Consider the following 16,373-nt stretch of genomic DNA (forward strand, 5'->3'; position numbering starts at 1 on the left):
CGTCCCCGTGCCCGCGGTTCCGCTCACGCCGCGGCCTCTGCGCGGGCCAGGGCGCCCTCGATCAGCGCCACCGTTTCGGGAATGCCGTAGAGCGCCACGAAGCCACCGAAGCGCGGCCCCTTCTCCTGGCCGAGCAGCACCTGGTACAGCGCCTCGAACCAGGCGATGGACACGCCGGGGCGGCCGTCCTTGCCCGGCTGCAGGAAGGGTTCCCGCCGGCCGGCATCGTAGACGAGGTCCTGGATCGCGGCGCCGCGTTCCGTTGCGGGCAGGGCTTCCAGCCGCGCGGCATGGTCGCGCAGCAGTTCGGCCAGGGCGGTCATCGCTCCGCGCTCGCCTGACGTGGCGGCGCGGTAGCGCTTCGCCGGCTTCACGAAGTCCCGGTAGTAGTGCAGCGCGTGCTCCACCAGCCGCGCCAGGGTGGGCGCGTTTTCCGGCGTGGCCTCGGGCAGGTAGCGGCGCACGAAGCCCCAGAGCATCTCCGGCGTCTCGGCGTTGGCGACCACCGCGAGGTTGAGCAGCATGGAGAAGGGGATCGGGCTGCTCGCCGCCTCCGGCACGGCCCCGCCATGGATATGCCAGGCGGGATTGGCCGGATCGGGCGCCGCGCGCAACTTGTCCAGCTGGGTCAGGTAGTCGTCGGTCGCGCGCGGGATCACGTCGAAATGCAGCCGCTTGGCACTGCGCGGCGAGCCGAACATGAACAGGGAGAGGGATTCCGGCGGCCCGTATTCCAGCCACTGCTCGATGGTCAGGCCGTTGCCCTTGGACTTGCTGATCTTCTGCCCGCCCGCATCCAGGAACAGCTCGTAGGTGAAGCCCACCGGCGGCTCGGCGCCGAGGATGCGGCAGATCTGTCCCGAAAGCTTCACGCTGTCGGTCAGGTCCTTGCCGGACATCTCGTAGTCCACGCCCAGGGCGAACCAGCGCAGCGCCCAGTCGGCCTTCCACTGCGCCTTGCAGTGGCCGCCGGTGACAGGCGTCTCGAAGCGCTCGCCGCTGTCGGGGTCGCGCCAGACCAGCGTGCCGTCGGTGGGGCGGACCTCCTCCATCGGCACCTGCATCACCACGCCGGTGCGGGGATGGATCGGCAGGAAGGGGGAATAGGTGGCGCGGCGGTCGGGGCCCAGCGTGGGCAGGATCACCCGCAGCACTTCCTCATGGGCTTCGGCCATGCGGATCAGCGCGGCGTCGAAGCGGCCGGAGCTGTAATAGTCGGTGGAGGAGGCGAACTCGTAGTCGAAGCCGAAGGCGTCCAGGAAGGCGCGCAGCCGGGCGTTGTTGTGCGCCCCGAAGCTGGGATGCGTGCCGAAAGGGTCGGGGACCCGGGTCAGCGGCTGGCCGAGGTACTGGCGCAGCATCTCGCCGTCGGGGACGTTGTCGGGGACCTTGCGCAACCCGTCCATGTCGTCGCTGAAGGCCAGCAGGCGGGAGGGCAGGCCGGTGATCCGCTCAAAGGCGCGCCGCACCCAGGAGGTGCGCGCCACCTCGCCGAAGGTGCCGATATGCGGCAGGCCGGACGGGCCGTAGCCGGTTTCGAACAGCGCCGTCCCTTTGCCGGACGCGGCCAGGCGGTCGGCCACCTTGGCCGCTTCCTCGAAGGGCCAGGCGCGCACGGTGCGGAGCGAGGGGTCGGCGGATGGGGGCATGGTTCGAAGGATCAGCCAGCGTTGGGAATGCGGGTCACGGGAAGGGTTTAGGCGGGGCGGCGCGCCGCGCCTAGCAGGCTCGCGCGCCGCCGGGCGGCCGCGGGCGCCGTCCGGCCGGTCCGCCGCGCGGAGCGGCGGCGCCCGGAACCCGGGAGCCCCCTGTCCCGCTCCGCCATTGCGGGTCTTGGCGGCTTGATCCGGGGAAGGAAGCAAGCCGGGGGGAAGTATCCCCCCGGTCCCCCTTCTATTTTCGGGAGTTTGCGGGTGTGCCGGTGGCCACCCGCGCCCTTAACTCCTGAGAAAAGGAGGGGGACCGGGGGAGTTCACTCCCCCGGCCTTTCCCGCCGCTCTCAGCGCAGCAGGGGCGCGAGGCTCGCGAGGTCGTTGCGGATGGTCGTGGCGGCCACCCCGGCCTCGCCCATGGCGTGGCTGATCTGGTCGAGCCCGAGCACCACGTCGCCTGCCGCGTAAAGGCCGGGGATGCTGGTCCGCTGGTGCGTGTCCACCACCAGGCAGCCTTCCTCCGTGCAGTCCGCGCCCACCGCCGCCGCCAGGCCAGAATGGATCTCCGACCCCAGGGCCGGATAGGCGGTATCGAAGCGGTGCCGCCCCGCCGGCACGGAAAAGCCCAGCTCCTCCCCCTCCAGGGCGAAGTCGCGCACGGGGCCGTCCAGCAGGGCCACGCCGATCTCCGCCAGCCCTTGCCGCCACCCCGCATCCAGGGCGTGCGGCCCGTTTGGGGCCACCAGCGTCACCTGGGCGGTGAAGGAGCGCAGGAAGCGCGCCTCCTTTGCCCCCCGCTCCCCCGTGCCGATCACCGCGACCCGCTGGTCCGTCACCTCGAAACCGTCGCAGACCGGGCAATAGCGCAGCCGGCCGGAGGCCAGGGCGGCGTCGTGCAGCGCTTCCGGCATGGCCGGGCGGTGGTTGGTCACGCCGGTGGCCAGCAGCACGGTGCGGGACCGCAGCTCGCCCCCGGCGGTGCGGGCGACGAAGCCCTCCGCATCCCGCCGCAGGGCCGAAACCTGCCCGGGTTGCACCTGCACGCCGTAGCGTGCGGCCTGCTGCCGCATCCGCGCCAGCAGCTCGGCGCCGGGGATGCCTTCGGGGAAGCCCGCGTGGTTGTGGGTGCGGGGAATGGTGGCGGCACGGCTGCGGCCGCCGTCGTGGATGGACACGCTCAGCCGGAAGCGGGCCAGGTAGATCGCGGCGGTCAGCCCGGCCGGGCCGGCGCCCACGATCAGGCAGTCTGCGGTGGCGTCGGGCAAGGTTCAGGGCTCCTGGTGGAACGCGCTGTCCCGGGGTTCCTTTAACCGCCGCCCGGCGCGGTGGCGTCACCCGGAAGGCCAGGGCGGGCTGCACGTCGGCGTGAAGTTCCGGCCGACCGGCGTTTCGCGCGCCCTGCCGCCCGGTGCGTCCGTGCGCCTGCACGAGCCGTGCCTCCCCTGCGCCCGCCCGCGCCGTGCCCCACCTTCCGCGCGCCCCGCACCCCCGGTGCGCCCCGCGGAAGGGTGGTGGCTCGGCCGCGGAACCGGCGCACCGGCCCGCGCAGACTCGCCCGCCCGGCCGCACTATATTCCCGCCCGTGTCTTCTTCCCGCTCGGGCGCGCCTCGCCTCCTGCTGCCCGAAGCCCCCGCGCTGGTGGCCGGGCTGGGCCGCGCCACCCTGCTGACCCCCGATGGGGAAATCGAAACCCTGGCGGCTTCCGCGCTGCCGGCGCGGCTGGCCGAGCTGCCGCCGCCGCTGCTGGTGCATGCCCCCGCCACGGCGCGTCGCCTGGGCCTGCCGCCCTTTCCGGTGGCCTATGACCTGCTGGAGCTGTTCGCCTTCGCCCTGCCGGCGCAGCTGGCGGCGCCGACGCCGCGCGGCCTGGCCCTGGCGCTGGGGCAGGAGATGCCGCGCGACGACGAGACGGCGGCGATCCTGCTGCCCGAGTTGGCGACGCTGCTGCTGCGCCGGCTCGCCGCCGGGCGCAACGCGCCGATGAACCGCGACGCCGGGGTGCTGGCGGCCCGGCTGCGGGAGGCGATCGACTGGCCCTGGACCGCGCCGGTACTGGCCGCGCTGGGCCGGGACGACAGCAAGCCGTCCAACGACCCGCTGAAGGTGTGGCGCCGCCTGCCGGACTGGGAGGACGTGGCCCCTGCCACCCCGCCCGCCTCCCTGCCGGTTTCCCCCGGCGAGGCCCGCGCCCGGTTGGCCGAGATCCTCGGCCCCGATGCCGAGCAGCGGCCGGCGCAGGCGGATTTCGCCTCCGCCGCCGCCCTGGCCTTTGCCCCGCGCGAGCTGCCCGGCGCGCCCCGCGTGGTGCTGGCCGAGGCCGGCACCGGCACCGGCAAGACCCTGGGCTACATCGCCCCGGCCTCCCTGTGGGCGGAGCGCAACGGCGCGCCGGTGTGGATCGCCACCTTCACCCGCAACCTGCAGCGCCAGATCGACGGCGAGCTGGCCCGGCTGTTCCCCGACCCCGCCGAGCGCAAGCTGCGCGTGGTGATCCGCAAGGGGCGCGAGAACTACCTGTGCCTGCTGAACTACGAGGAAGCCACCGCCGGGCTGATGCCCTCGCGGCTGCTGGCGCTGGCGCTGGTGTCGCGCTGGGCGCTGGCGACGCGCGACGGCGACATGCAGGGCGGCGACTTTCCCGGCTGGATCGCCGAGCTGTTTCCCTTCGGCGCGGTGGCCAACCTGACCGACCGGCGCGGCGAGTGCATCCATTCCGGCTGCCCGCACTGGCGCCGCTGCTTCGTGGAGCATTCCATCCGCCGCGCCGCCGGCGCCCGGCTGGTGATCGCCAACCACGCGCTGGTGATGGTGCAGGCAGCCCTGGGCGGCGGCGAGGACGGCCCCGCCCTGCGCTACGTCTTCGACGAGGGGCACCACGTCTTCGACGCCGCCGACAGCGCCTTTTCTGCCGAGATTTCGGGCGCCGAGATGGCGGAGCTGCGCCGCTGGCTGCTGGGCGCCGAGGCCGGGCGCGGCCGCGCGCGGGGCCTACGCCGGCGGTTGGAGGAGGTGCTGTCCGACCACCCTGCCCTGTCGCCCCTGGTGGACGCGGCGATCGAGGCCGGCGGCGTGCTACCCGCCCTGGGCTGGCCCAACCGGCTGGGCGGGGAGGAGGAGCCACGCAACGCCGCCGAGCGCTTCCTGGCCGAGATCCGCACCCAGGTCCTGGCCCGCACCGCCGATGCTGACCCGCTGTATGACGCGGAATGCGACCTGCTGCCGGCCAATCCCGGCCTGCCCGAAGCGGCGGCCGCGCTGCAGGACGGGTTGAGCCGCCTGGAAGCGCCGCTGCGCAGCCTGCACGACCGGCTGTGTGCGCTGCTGGAGGACCCGGAAGCGGAGCTGGAGGTCGGCGACCGCATCCGCCTGGACACCGCGCGCCGCAACCTCGACCGCCGGGCGGTGGTGCCGCTGGCCGCCTGGGTGGCCATGCTGCGCCGGGTGCAGGACGCCCCGTCCGAGCCTGGCACCCGGCCGGCCTCGGTGGACTGGCTGGCCATCACCCGGCGCGAAGGGCGGGAGGTGGATGCCGCCATGCACCGCCACCACCTGGACCCGACGCAGCCCTTCGCGCTGACGGTGGCGGCGCCGGCGCACGGCCTGCTGATCACCTCCGCCACCCTGCGCGACAGCGGCGAGTCGGACCCGGAGGTGGCCTGGACCACCGCCGAGGCGCGCACCGGGGCCTCGCACCTGCCGATCCCGGCTGTGCGGGCGGCGGTGCCGTCCTCCTTCGATTATGCGGCGCAGACCCTGGCGCTGGTGGTCACGGATGTCGGCCGCGACGGCGGCCAGGCGGCGGGGGCGATGGAGGCGCTGTTCCGCGCCTCCGGCGGCGGCGCGCTGGGCTTGTTCACCGCCGTGCGCCGGCTGCGCGACGCCCATGCCCGCATGGCGCGGGGGTTGGAGGCGGCCGGCATCCCCCTCTACGCCCAGCACGTCGATGCCATGGACAACGCCACCCTTGTGGACGTGTTCCGGGCGGAGGAGGACAGCTGCCTGCTAGGCACCGACGCGCTGCGCGACGGCGTGGACGTGCCGGGCCGTTCCCTGCGGCTGCTGGTGTTCGACCGCGTGCCCTGGCCGCGCCCCACCATCCTGCACCGGGAACGCCGTCTGCACCTGTCGGGCGGCCGCCCCAAGGACTGGGACGACGCCATCGCCCGCCACCGCCTGCGCCAGGCCTTCGGCCGCCTGGTGCGCCGGGCCGATGACCGCGGCGTCTTCGTGCTGCTGGACGCCCGCGCCCCGTCCCGCCTGCTGGCCGGCCTGCCCGAAGGCGTCGCCGCCCGCCGCGTCGGCCTGGCCGAAGCCGTCCGCCAGGTGCGCGGCTTCCTGGCCAGCGCTCCTCCCGACAGCGCCGCCTGATCCGGACGCGGGTGCTGGTCCGCTGTTCGGGGGAGCGCCTGGGTAGGCTGGCCGCGGCCAAGGGGGCTCTGCCCCCTCGGAGCCCCCGCGAGGAGCTTAGGCTCCTCGTGTCTCATGAGCGCTCCGCGAGGAGGGGCTCAGGGGAACGGTGGCCCCTGTGGCGCAACGTCGGACCAAGCCCCTCCTCGCGGAGCGCTAAACGTGGGGTCCGGGGAGCCTAAGCTCCCCGGCGGGGTCCAGGGGCAGCGCCCCTGGCCAACGCCAGCCCACCCAGGCGCTCCCCCAACAGCGGACCAACCCCCGCCCCCAGGACCGAGCAACGTCATCCGGCAAGGGGTGGCGGGCGGACGATCGCGCGCCGGTGATCGGGGGCTGAGGGCGGCGGCATTGACGGGCCGGGGGATGGGCTGCGAGACCCGGGGGGCAGGAGTTATCCCACGGACATGCCCTTCGACATGAGCTCTCCCCCGAACGTCCCGACGCGCTTCACCGCGCAGGAAGCCCTGGTGGGGTCCATGGTGATGATGAGCGCCTGCGACCGGCAGATGTCGGATGCCGAGCTGGCCACCATGTCGCGGCTGGTGCGCGAGTTGCCCGTGTTCAGCGACTTCCACGCCGGCGAGATCGAGACGGTGACGGAGATCGTGCTCGGGCTGCTGGACGACACGGAAGGGCTGGACAACGCGATCACCATGATCAGCGACGCCCTGCCGCCGCGCCTGCGCGAAACCGCCTATCTGCTGGCCTGCGAGGTCGCGGCCGCCGACGGCGATGCCACGCAGGAGGAGCTGCAGTTCCTGCAGGATTTCCGCATCGGCCTGGACATCGACCGCCTGGTGGCCGGCGCCATCGAGCGGGCGGCCAAGGCGCGCTTCCAGGTCCTTTGACCGGCCTCTCCGATTCGGGCGCGTCCTGAGGGCGGGACGCGCAACGGCATGGGTCCGGGCGCGTTCGCTCCCATGCATTCGGGGAAATAACCGACGTGAGCGACTCGCCCAACACCACCGCCACCACCGGCCAGCCCAACATCCTGGCCAGCTTCCGGGACAAGGAAACGCTGGAAAGCGCCCTGTCCTACCTGGAGGGAGAGGCCATCTCCCGCGCCCAGCTGTCCGTCCGCCACGCCGAATCCGCGGCCGAGATGCCGGACCACACCGGTTCCGAGCCGCTGCGCGAGGATGAGCACCGCAACCTCCGCACCCTGCGCACCAGCACCGCCGGCGTGATCGGCGCCTTTGCCGCGGCCGGGGCCGTGGTGGCCACCGGCGGCGCGGCGCTGCCGGCCGTGGCGGCGGCCGCGGCGGCCGGCATCGGCGCGGGGGGCTTGAGCGAACTCGCGGCGCAGGCCACGGGCACGGAATCCACCGCGGCCTCCGAACACGCCGAGCTGATCCTGGTGGTGTCCCCCGCCAACACGGACCAGGCCGAGCGCGCCCGTGGCATCCTGCGCAAGGTTGCCACGGTGCGGGTCTGGGAAGAGCCGGCGACCGCCTGAACAAACTCCCTCCCCGTTTCGGGAAAGCGCGCCAGCCGCGCTCTCCCGCGACGGCGCTGCGCCCCGCGGCCGGCGCCCTGCAGCGTGCAGCCGCCGGCGCGATTGACGGTTTCGGCCGGCGCCAACACCCTGGCCGGCATGGCCGTTCCTCCAGACACCGGGCTCGTGCGCTTCGAGAGCGTGGAGAAATCCTACGGCGCCTCGGCCGTGGCGGTGCGCGACCTGCACCTGACGGTGGAGCGCGGCGAGCTGCTGTCGCTGCTGGGCCCTTCCGGTTCCGGCAAGACCACCACCCTGATGATGCTGGCGGGCTTCGAGCAGCCGACGCGCGGCCGCATCCTGCTGGAAGGCCGCGACATCGCCCGCACGCCGCCGCACCGGCGTGGCATCGGCGTGGTGTTCCAGTCCTACGCGCTGTTTCCGCACATGAGCGTGGCCGACAACATCGCCTTTCCGCTGGAAGTGCGCGGCGTGTCGCGGCGCGAGCGGGAAGGCCGCGCGCGGCGGGCGCTGGACATGGTGCGGCTGGCGGGCTTCGGCGACCGCCGGCCCTCGCAGCTCTCGGGCGGGCAGCAGCAGCGCGTCGCCCTGGCCCGCGCCCTGGTGTTCGAGCCGCCGATCGTGCTGCTGGACGAGCCGCTGGGGGCGCTGGACAAGAACCTGCGCGAGGAGATGCAGTTCGAGATCCGCCGCCTGCACCGCGAGCTGGGCGTGACCATGCTCTACGTCACGCACGACCAGGGCGAGGCGCTGACCCTGTCCGACCGGGTGGCGGTGTTTCGCGCCGGCCGCATCCGGCAGCTCGCAGCGCCGCGCCAGCTGTATGAGCGCCCGGCGGACAGCTTCGTCGCCGGCTTCGTGGGCGAGAACAACCGCCTGCCCGGCACGGTGCTGCGATTGGATGAGGGCGAGTGCCGCGTCCGGCTGGATGCCGGGGCGGAGGTCTTCGCGACCGCCGCGGCGGGGGTGGCGGCGGGCGGGCGCTGCGTGGTCATGGTCCGGCCCGAGCGGGTCGCCGTGGCGCCGGTGGCGGCGGAAGACCTGGGCGAGGACGCACTGCCGGCGCGGCTGATCGAGGCGATCTTCCAAGGCGACCATATCCGGCTGCGGCTGTCGCTGGGCAGTGGCGAGGTGGTGGCCAAGCGGCCGGCCGGCGGCGGCGCCTTGCCGGAGCCCGGGGGACCGGCGGCGCTGGCCTGGGATGTCGGGCACGGCATCGCGTTTCTGGAGGAGGACGCGGGGGTCTGACGCATCCGGGTCGGAGCAGGCCGCGAGCCGTTTCCGGGGTCGCCCACCATGGTCCCGTGATGCCGTCGCGCGTTGGTCCTGCTGTGATGAGAACAGGAAGCCGGGGGGAGGTATCCCCCCGGACCCCCTTCTATTTTCAGGAGTTTCTGGGTGCCCTCGTGGCCACCGGCACACCTGAAAACTCCCGAAAGAAGGACGGGGCCTGGGGGAGTTCACTCCCCCGGCCTTCCCTGCCGCCCTTTCTGGCAACACGGCCCCGCTTTCCGCCACGCTGGGGCAGACTCCGTGCCGCGATCCCTTTCGCCTCGCCCCTGCGCGGGTCTAGCCTGCGGGAGGGATCGGCATGGGGAACGGAACGGGATGCTGCGCAGGGGAATGGGCGTCGCCGCGGCGGCGCTGTTGGCGTTGGCGTGGGGCGGCACCGCGCGGGCGCAGCAGCGCGACCTGACCGTGGTGTCCTGGGGCGGCGCCTACCAGGACGCGCAGCGGGAGGTGTATTTCCGCCCCTTCCAGCAGGCCAGCAACCGCCGCCTGCTGGAGGAAACCTGGGACGGTGGCGTCGGCACGCTGCGCGCCAAGATCCAGTCCGGCGCCAACAACTGGGACGTCGTGCAGGTCGAGAGCGAGGAGCTGCTGCTGGGCTGCGAGGAAGGGCTGTTCGAGCGCATCGACTGGGCCGCCATCGGCGGGCGCGAGCACTACATCCCGCAGGCCGTGAACGACTGCGGCGTGGGCACGATCCTGTATTCCTTCGTGATCGGGTATGATCGCAACCGCACCCCCACCGGCCCGGCCAACTGGACCGAGTTCTTCGACACCGCCCGCTTTCCCGGTAAGCGCGGATTGCGCCGCGGCCCCAAGACCACGCTGGAAATCGCGCTGCTGGCCGACGGCGTGCCGGCCGGCGAGGTGTACCGCGTGCTGGGCACTCCCGCCGGGGTGGACCGCGCCTTCCGCAAGCTGGACAGCATCCGCAACGACGTCGTGTGGTGGGAACGCGGGTCGCAGCCGCCGCAGCTGCTGGCTTCCGGCGAGGCGGCGATGGTGGTGGCGTATAACGGCCGGCTGGACGCGGCCAACCGCGCGGACGGACAGAATTTCGGCATCTCCTGGCCCGGCAACCTGTTCACCCTGGATTCCTGGGTGGTGATGCGCGGCACGCCGAACCGGGCGCAGGCGCTGGACTTCCTGCGCTTCGCCGGCCAGCCGGAGGTGCAGGCCGGCTTGCCGCCGCGCATCCCCTACGGCGTCACCGCGCGCGGCGCCAATGACCGGCTGCCGCCGGAGGTGCTGAACAACCTGCCCACTGCCCCGGCGAACGCAGAGGGCGCGCTGGAGATCAACGACCGCTTCTGGCTGGACAACCTGGACCGGCTGAACCAGCGCTTCACCAACTGGCTGTCGCGCTGAGCACCCGTCCCCGCCTGGCGGCGGCGCTGCTGGTGGCGCCGCTGCTGCTGTTTCTCGGCTTCGCCTTCCTGGCGCCGATCGGCACCTTCCTGTGGCGCGCCGTGGCGGAAAGCGAGGTCGCGCCCGTGCTGCCGCGCACCCTGTCCGCCCTGGCGGGCTGGGACGGCGGCGCAGTGCCGGACGCCGCCTTCGCCGCGTTGGCGGAGGACCTGCGCGAGGCCCGTGCCCGCGACCAGCAGGACGGTTCGGGGGGCGTGGCGCGGGCCGCGGCGCGGCTGAACGCGGCGCTGCCGGGCTTCCGGAGCACCCTGCCCGCCACCGCCCGCCGCCTGGCCGACCCCGCCGCGCCGCCGCGTGAAACCGCGCTGGCGGTCAGCGCGGAATGGGACTCGCCCGACACTTGGGCGGTGATCCGGCGGCTGGGCGGGCCGGTGTCGGCGGGCAACCTGCTGGCGGCGCTGGATCTGCGGCAGGATGCGCGCGGCGCGGTGGTGGCCGTGCCGCCGGAGGAGGCGGTGTTTCGCACGGTGATGCTGCGGACGCTGTGGATCAGCCTGCTGGCCACGGTTATCGCCTTGCTGCTGGGCTATCCGCTGGCGGCGCTGATCGCCACGGCGCCGCCGCGGGCCTCGCTGTGGCTGCTGGGGCTGACCACGCTGCCGCTGTGGGTCAGCGACGTGCCGCGCATCGCCGCCTGGATCGTGCTGCTGCAGCGCGACGGGGTGCTCAACGCGACGCTGCTGGGGTTGGGGCTATTCGACGCGCCGGGCAGCTTCCTGTTCACCCGCGGCACGGTGCTGGCGGCCACGGTGAACCTGCTGCTGCCCTTCATGGTGCTGCCGATCTTCGCCAGCCTGCGCGGGCTGGACTGGCGGCTGGTGCGCGCCGCGGCCTCGCTGGGCGCCACGCCGTGGCAGAGCTTCCGGCGGGTGGTGCTGCCGCTGTCGCTGCCCGGGGTGGGGGCGGGCTGCCTGCTGGTGTTCATCCAGGCGCTGGGCTTCTACGTGACGCCGGCGCTTCTGGGCGGGCCCAACGAGCAGATGATCTCCTCGCTGATCGGCTTCTACGCCAACCGCACGGTGAACTGGGGCTTGGCGGCGGCGCTGGCGGTGATCCTGCTGGCGGCGGTGCTGGTGGTGGCGGGGCTGTACGCCCGGCTGGTGGGCTTCGAGCGGCGGCAGCCGGCATGAGCCGCGCGCTGCTCTGGGCTTTCGGGCTCACCGTGATCCTGTTCCTGCTGGCGCCGCTGCTGGCGATCATGCCGCTGTCGGTGTCGGCCGGGTCCTTCCTGCACTACCCGCTGCCGGGGCTGTCGGGGCGGTGGTACGCGGATTTCTTCGGCTCCGACTTCTGGATGCCGGCGCTGCGCAACAGCCTCCTCATCGGCGCGGCGGCCTCGGCCGTGGCGACCGTGCTGGGCACGCTGGCGGCGTTCGGGCTGTGGCGGGCGCGGTTTCCCGGGCGCGGGCTGGTGATGGCGGTGCTGCTGGCGCCGCTGGTGGTGCCGTCCATCATCGTGGCGGTGTCGCTGCTGCTGTTCTTCGGGCCGCTGGGGCTGACCAGCAGCTTCACCGGGATGATCCTGGCGCACGCCGCGCTGGGGGCGCCCTTCGTGGTGACCACCGTGCTGGCGGCGCTGTCCGCCTTCGACGGGGTGCAGCTGCGCGCGGCCGCGGCCTGCGGCGCCTCGCCCGCCCGGGCGTTCCGGCGGGTGGTACTGCCGCAGATCGCGCCCGGGGTGGCGGCGGGGGCGGTGTTCGCCTTCGCGACCTCGCTCGACGAGGTGGTGGTGGCGCTGTTCATCGCGGGACCGGCGCAGCGCACCCTGCCGCGGCAGATGTTTGCCGGGCTGAACGACCAGATCAGCCTGACGGTGGCGGCGGCGGCGACGCTGATGATCGGGCTGGCGGCGGTGCTGTTGGTGGCGGTGACGCTGCTGCGGCGGGCGGGCGCAAGGCCGGGGGAGTGAACTCCCCCGGGCCCCCTCCTTTCGGGAGTTTGCGGGTGCGCGATCGGCCAGGGAAGCGCTCCTGAACTGCCGAAAATAGAAGGGGGTCCGGGGGGATACTTCCCCCCGGCTTCCTGTTCCTCCTTCGCTCGAACAGGACGGCCCGACGCTGTAAGCACGCGACCGATGCGCCCTGCCCTGCACGCCACGCTGGTGAACGGCCGCTTCGGCGACCCCGCCGTACTCGTCGACTCGCTGCACGAGCGGCGGGCGCTGCTGTTCGACCTCGGCTCCCTGCACGCCCTGCCGGCGCGGCAGCTGCTGCGGGTGGAGGCGGCGCTGATCAGCCACGCCCATCTCGACCACCTGATCGGCTTCGACACGCTGCTGCGCCACCTGATCGGGCGCGAACGGCGCGTGACGCTGGTGGGACCGGCGGAGATCGCGGTGCGGATCGGCCACAAGCTGCAGGGCTACGGCTGGGACCTCGCCGGTTCCTACGCCGCCGAGCTGTGCTTCGAGGTGGTGGAACTGGCGCCCGACCTGTCCTCCCGCCGGGTGCGCTTCCGCCTGGCCACCGGCTTCGCGGCCGAACCCCTGGGCGCGGCGCCGCCGCCCGCCGACGGCGTGGTGCTGCGGCTGCCCGGGCTGGAGGTGCGCGCCGCCCCCTTGCAGCACCACCGCGCCGCCTGCCTGGGCTACCTGCTGGCGGAGGTCGCGCACGTCAACGTTTGGCGCCCGGTGCTGGAGGCGCGCGGCCTGCCGGTGGGCCCCTGGCTGAACGGCCTCAAGCAGGCGGTGCTGGCCGAGCGCGGGGACGACCACCCCATCCCCGTCTTCGCCCGCGCGGGGGACGCGCCCGAGGTGCTGCCGCTGGGCGGGCTGCGCGAAGCGGTGAGCCTGACGCCGGGGCAGCGCATCGGCTACTGCACCGACCTGGCCGACACGCCGGGCAACCGCGCCGCGGTGCAGGCCCTGGTGCGGGGCGCCGACCTGCTGTTCCTGGAATCCGCCTTCGCCGCGGCGGATGCGGAACTTGCCGCCGCGCGCGGCCATCTGACCACCCGCGCGGCGGGCGAGATGGCCCGCGCCGCCGGCGTCCGCCGCGTGGAGGCCTTCCACTTCTCCCCCCGCTACGACGGCGAGGAAGCCCGCCTGCTGGCCGAGGTCGCCGAAGCCTTCGCGGCCTGACGCAGTTCGCACCGGTCCTGCGGGCGGTGTTCCGGGGGCGGGTGGCTGGCGGTTGATCCTGGGTTTGCTGGCCGTGGCCAAGGGGGCTCTGCCCCCTTGGAGCCCCCGCGAGGAGCTTAGGCTCCTCGACCTCATGAGCGCTCCGCGAGGAGGGGCTCACGACCAACGTTGCGCCACGGGGCTACCGTTCCCCTGAGCCCCTCCTGCGGAGCGCTAAACGTGGGGTCCGGGGAGTTTAAACTCCCCGGCGGGGTCCAGGGGCAGCGCCCCTGGCCAACGTCGGCCAGATCCAAGCCCAACCGCCGCCACCCGCACCGAAACGCCGCCCCGCAAGCCGGCGCGAACGGCGACCGGCCGGGGCGTCGGGCGAGGCGTCAGGCCGTGCGGTCGCCGCCGGCGCCGGCCAGGGCGGCCTGGGCGGCGGCTAGGCGCGCCACCGGGACGCGGTAGGGGGAGCAGGAGACGTAGTCGAGGCCGACGCTCTCGCAGAACTGGATGGAGGCCGGGTCGCCGCCGTGCTCGCCGCAGATGCCCAGCTTGAGGCCGGGCTTGGTCCTGCGGCCCTTCTCGGCGGCGATCTCCACCAGGGCGCCGACGCCCTCGACGTCGATGGACACGAAGGGGTCCTTGGGCAGGATGTCCTTCTCGACGTAGGTGGGCAGGAACTTGCCGGCGTCGTCGCGGGACAGGCCAAAGGTGGTCTGGGTCAGGTCGTTGGTGCCGAAGGAGAAGAAGTCGGCGCTCTCGGCGATCTTGTCGGCGGTGATGGCAGCGCGCGGCAGCTCGATCATGGTGCCGACGGAGTATTCCAGCGTGCGGCCCTTCGCGGCGAAGACCTCCTGCGCGACCTTGTCCACCTGGGCGCGGGTGATCTCCAGCTCCTTCTTCATGCCCACCAGCGGGATCATGATCTCGGGGACCGGGGCCTCGGCGCCGGTTTCGGCGATCTCGATGGCGGCCTCGAAGATGGCGCGGGCCTGCATCTCGTAGATCTCGGGGAAGGTGACGCCCAGGCGGCAGCCGCGGTGGCCCAGCATCGGGTTGGCCTCCGACAGGTCGGCGGCGCGGCGCTTCATGGTGGCGAGGTCGGTGCCCAGGCTCGCCGCCACCTCCGCCAGCTCCTCGTCCTTGTGGGGCAGGAACTCGTGCAGCGGCGGGTCGAGCAGGCGGATTGTGACGGGCAGCCCGGCCATGATGCGGAACAGCTCCACGAAGTCGGAGCGTTGGAAGGGCAGCAGCTTGGCCAGCGCGTCGCGGCGGCCGCGCTCGGTCTCGCTCATGATCATCTGGCGCACGGAGCCGATGCGGTCGGCGTCGAAGAACATGTGCTCGGTGCGACACAGGCCGATGCCCTCGGCGCCGAACTTGCGGGCGGTGTCGGCGTCCAGCGGGGTTTCGGCGTTGGCGCGCACCTTGAGGCGGCGGACCTGGTCGGCCCAGCCCATCAGCGTGGCGAAGTCGCCCGACATCTGCGGCTCGATCATCGGCACGGAGCCCAGGAAGACCTCGCCGGTGGCGCCGTCGAGGGTGATGGTCTCGCCCATCTGCACCACCTGGCCGCCGGCCGAGAGCATCTGGGAGGCGTAGTCCACCACGATGCCGCCGGCGCCGGCGACGCAGGGGCGGCCCATGCCGCGCGCCACCACCGCCGCGTGGGAGGTCATGCCGCCGCGGGTGGTGAGGATGCCCTTGGCCGCGTGCATGCCCGCGATGTCCTCGGGCGAGGTTTCGATCCGCACCAGGATGACGCTCTCGCCCTTGGACGAACGCGCCTCGGCCTCTTCGGCGGAAAACACCACGGCGCCGGAGGCGGCGCCGGGGGACGCGGGCAGGCCCTTGGTCAGCACGCGGCGGGCGGCCTTGGGGTCCAGGGTGGGGTGCAGCAGCTGGTCGAGCGAGCCGGGGGCGACGCGCTTCACCGCCTCGGTGCGGTCGATCAGCCCGGCCTCGGCCATGTCCACCGCGATCTTGAGGCTGGCGGCGGCGGTGCGCTTCCCGTTGCGCGTTTGCAGCATGTACAGCTTGTTGCGCTGCACGGTGAACTCGATGTCCTGCATGTCGCTGTAGTGGCGTTCCAGCCGCTCGCGCACCTCGCAGAGTTCCGCGTAGGCGGCGGGCATGGCCTCCTCCATGGAGCGCTCGCCCGGCTTGGCGCGCAGCGAGGACATCGGCTGCGGCGTGCGGATGCCGGCCACCACGTCCTCGCCCTGCGCGTTGATCAGGTACTCGCCGTAGAAGATGTTCTCGCCGGTGGAGGGGTCGCGGGTGAAGCAGACGCCGGTGGCGCAGTCGTCGCCCATGTTGCCGAACACCATGGCCTGCACGTTCACCGCCGTGCCCCAATCGGCCGGGATGTCATGCAGGCGACGGTAGGTGTTGGCGCGCGGGTTCATCCAGGAGCCGAACACGGCGCCGATGGCGCCCCAGAGCTGCGCCTGCGGGTCCTGCGGGAAGGGCTTGCCGGTGGCCTCGGCCACCATCTCCTTGTAGCCCTCGACGACGCGCTTCCAGTCGGCGGCGGAAAGCTGGGTGTCCTCGACGGCGCCGGTGACGTGCTTGGCTTCCTCGATCACCTCCTCGAAGCGGTGATGGTCCACGCCCAGCACCACGGAGCCGTACATCTGGATGAAGCGGCGGTAGCTGTCCCAGGCGAAGCGCTCGTCGCCCGAGCCGGTGGCGAGGCCCAGCACGGTGGCGTCGTTGAGGCCGAGGTTGAGCACCGTGTCCATCATGCCCGGCATGGACACCCGGGCGCCGGAGCGCACGCTCACCAGCAGCGGGTTGCTGGGGTCACCGAACTTGGCGCCCACGGCCTCCTCGATGCGCGCCAGGGCGGCGTCCACCTGGGCCGTGAGGTCGGCGGGGTACTGGTTGTCGTGCGCGTAGTAGTAGGTGCAGACCTCCGTGGTCACGGTGAAGCCCGGGGGCACGGGCAGGCCGATGGAGGCCATCTCCGCGAGGTTGGCCCCCTTGCCGCCGAGCAGGTTGCGCATCTCGGCCTTGCCGTCGTTGCGGCCGGCGCCGAAGCCGTACACCCACTGGGTCATCCGTTCGTCCTCT

The 16,373-nt window shown here is 73.1% G+C and carries 11 protein-coding genes; 8 read left to right on the forward strand and 3 right to left on the reverse strand.

The features are described 5' to 3' along the window. Window positions 1–23: 23 nt before the first annotated feature. Both ACLIBK_RS06195 and ACLIBK_RS06200 read right to left on the reverse strand, forming a co-directional pair. The gene (locus ACLIBK_RS06195; RefSeq protein ID WP_415386362.1) at window positions 24–1,649 is read right to left on the reverse strand and encodes a lysine--tRNA ligase; all 1,626 of its coding nucleotides are present in this window, start codon (window positions 1,647–1,649) and stop codon (window positions 24–26) included. Between the two features lie 350 nt (window positions 1,650–1,999). Next, entirely contained in the window at window positions 2,000–2,917 is a 918-nt protein-coding gene (locus ACLIBK_RS06200; protein ID WP_415386363.1) for an NAD(P)/FAD-dependent oxidoreductase, read from the reverse strand. 317 nt (window positions 2,918–3,234) lie between these two features. Between ACLIBK_RS06200 and ACLIBK_RS06205 the strand changes: the two genes are divergently transcribed. From ACLIBK_RS06205 to ACLIBK_RS06240, 8 genes are all read left to right on the forward strand, one after another. Continuing rightward, a complete protein-coding gene (locus ACLIBK_RS06205; protein WP_415386364.1) occupies window positions 3,235–6,021 on the forward strand; it encodes an ATP-dependent DNA helicase in 2,787 nt (928 codons plus the stop codon). 455 nt (window positions 6,022–6,476) lie between these two features. Continuing rightward, complete coding sequence (locus ACLIBK_RS06210; protein ID WP_415386365.1) at window positions 6,477–6,908, forward strand: tellurite resistance TerB family protein; 432 nt, start codon at window positions 6,477–6,479, stop codon at window positions 6,906–6,908. 95 nt (window positions 6,909–7,003) lie between these two features. Further along, on the forward strand, window positions 7,004–7,516 hold the full coding sequence (locus ACLIBK_RS06215) for a hypothetical protein (RefSeq protein ID WP_415386366.1): 513 nt from the start codon (window positions 7,004–7,006) through the stop codon (window positions 7,514–7,516). A 102-nt stretch (window positions 7,517–7,618) separates the two neighbouring features. After that, on the forward strand, window positions 7,619–8,764 hold the full coding sequence (locus ACLIBK_RS06220) for an ABC transporter ATP-binding protein (RefSeq protein WP_415386367.1): 1,146 nt from the start codon (window positions 7,619–7,621) through the stop codon (window positions 8,762–8,764). Window positions 8,765–9,124: 360 nt separating this feature from the next. Beyond that, complete coding sequence (locus tag ACLIBK_RS06225) at window positions 9,125–10,174, forward strand: ABC transporter substrate-binding protein (RefSeq protein WP_415386368.1); 1,050 nt, start codon at window positions 9,125–9,127, stop codon at window positions 10,172–10,174. Between the two features lie 32 nt (window positions 10,175–10,206). Then, complete coding sequence (locus ACLIBK_RS06230; RefSeq protein WP_415386369.1) at window positions 10,207–11,364, forward strand: ABC transporter permease; 1,158 nt, start codon at window positions 10,207–10,209, stop codon at window positions 11,362–11,364. Next, window positions 11,361–12,143, forward strand: coding sequence for an ABC transporter permease (locus ACLIBK_RS06235; RefSeq protein WP_415386370.1), 783 nt, complete (start codon window positions 11,361–11,363; stop codon window positions 12,141–12,143). Before ACLIBK_RS06230 ends, ACLIBK_RS06235 begins: the two co-directional genes overlap by 4 nt. A 165-nt stretch (window positions 12,144–12,308) precedes the next feature. Then, window positions 12,309–13,313, forward strand: coding sequence for an MBL fold metallo-hydrolase (locus tag ACLIBK_RS06240; RefSeq protein ID WP_415386371.1), 1,005 nt, complete (start codon window positions 12,309–12,311; stop codon window positions 13,311–13,313). 374 nt (window positions 13,314–13,687) lie between these two features. Here ACLIBK_RS06240 and ppdK read toward each other — a convergent pair whose 3' ends face one another. Then, a complete protein-coding gene (ppdK, locus tag ACLIBK_RS06245; protein ID WP_415386372.1) occupies window positions 13,688–16,360 on the reverse strand; it encodes a pyruvate, phosphate dikinase in 2,673 nt (890 codons plus the stop codon). Window positions 16,361–16,373 lie beyond the last annotated feature (13 nt).

Origin of the sequence: Roseomonas sp. BN140053, from assembly GCF_047690175.1 — a bacterium.
Taxonomy (GTDB): domain Bacteria; phylum Pseudomonadota; class Alphaproteobacteria; order Acetobacterales; family Acetobacteraceae; genus Roseomonas.

Bases quoted from the DNA above. Each gene is read 5' to 3' on its own strand.
- ACLIBK_RS06195 (WP_415386362.1), bottom strand. From the start codon at position 1,649: ATGCCCCCATCCGCCGACCCCTCGCTCCGCACCGTGCGCGCCTGGCCC.
- ACLIBK_RS06210 (WP_415386365.1), top strand. From the start codon at position 6,477: ATGAGCTCTCCCCCGAACGTCCCGACGCGCTTCACCGCGCAGGAAGCC.
- ACLIBK_RS06225 (WP_415386368.1), top strand. From the start codon at position 9,125: ATGCTGCGCAGGGGAATGGGCGTCGCCGCGGCGGCGCTGTTGGCGTTG.
- ACLIBK_RS06235 (WP_415386370.1), top strand. From the start codon at position 11,361: ATGAGCCGCGCGCTGCTCTGGGCTTTCGGGCTCACCGTGATCCTGTTC.
- ACLIBK_RS06240 (WP_415386371.1), top strand. From the start codon at position 12,309: ATGCGCCCTGCCCTGCACGCCACGCTGGTGAACGGCCGCTTCGGCGAC.
- ppdK (WP_415386372.1), bottom strand. From the start codon at position 16,360: ATGACCCAGTGGGTGTACGGCTTCGGCGCCGGCCGCAACGACGGCAAG.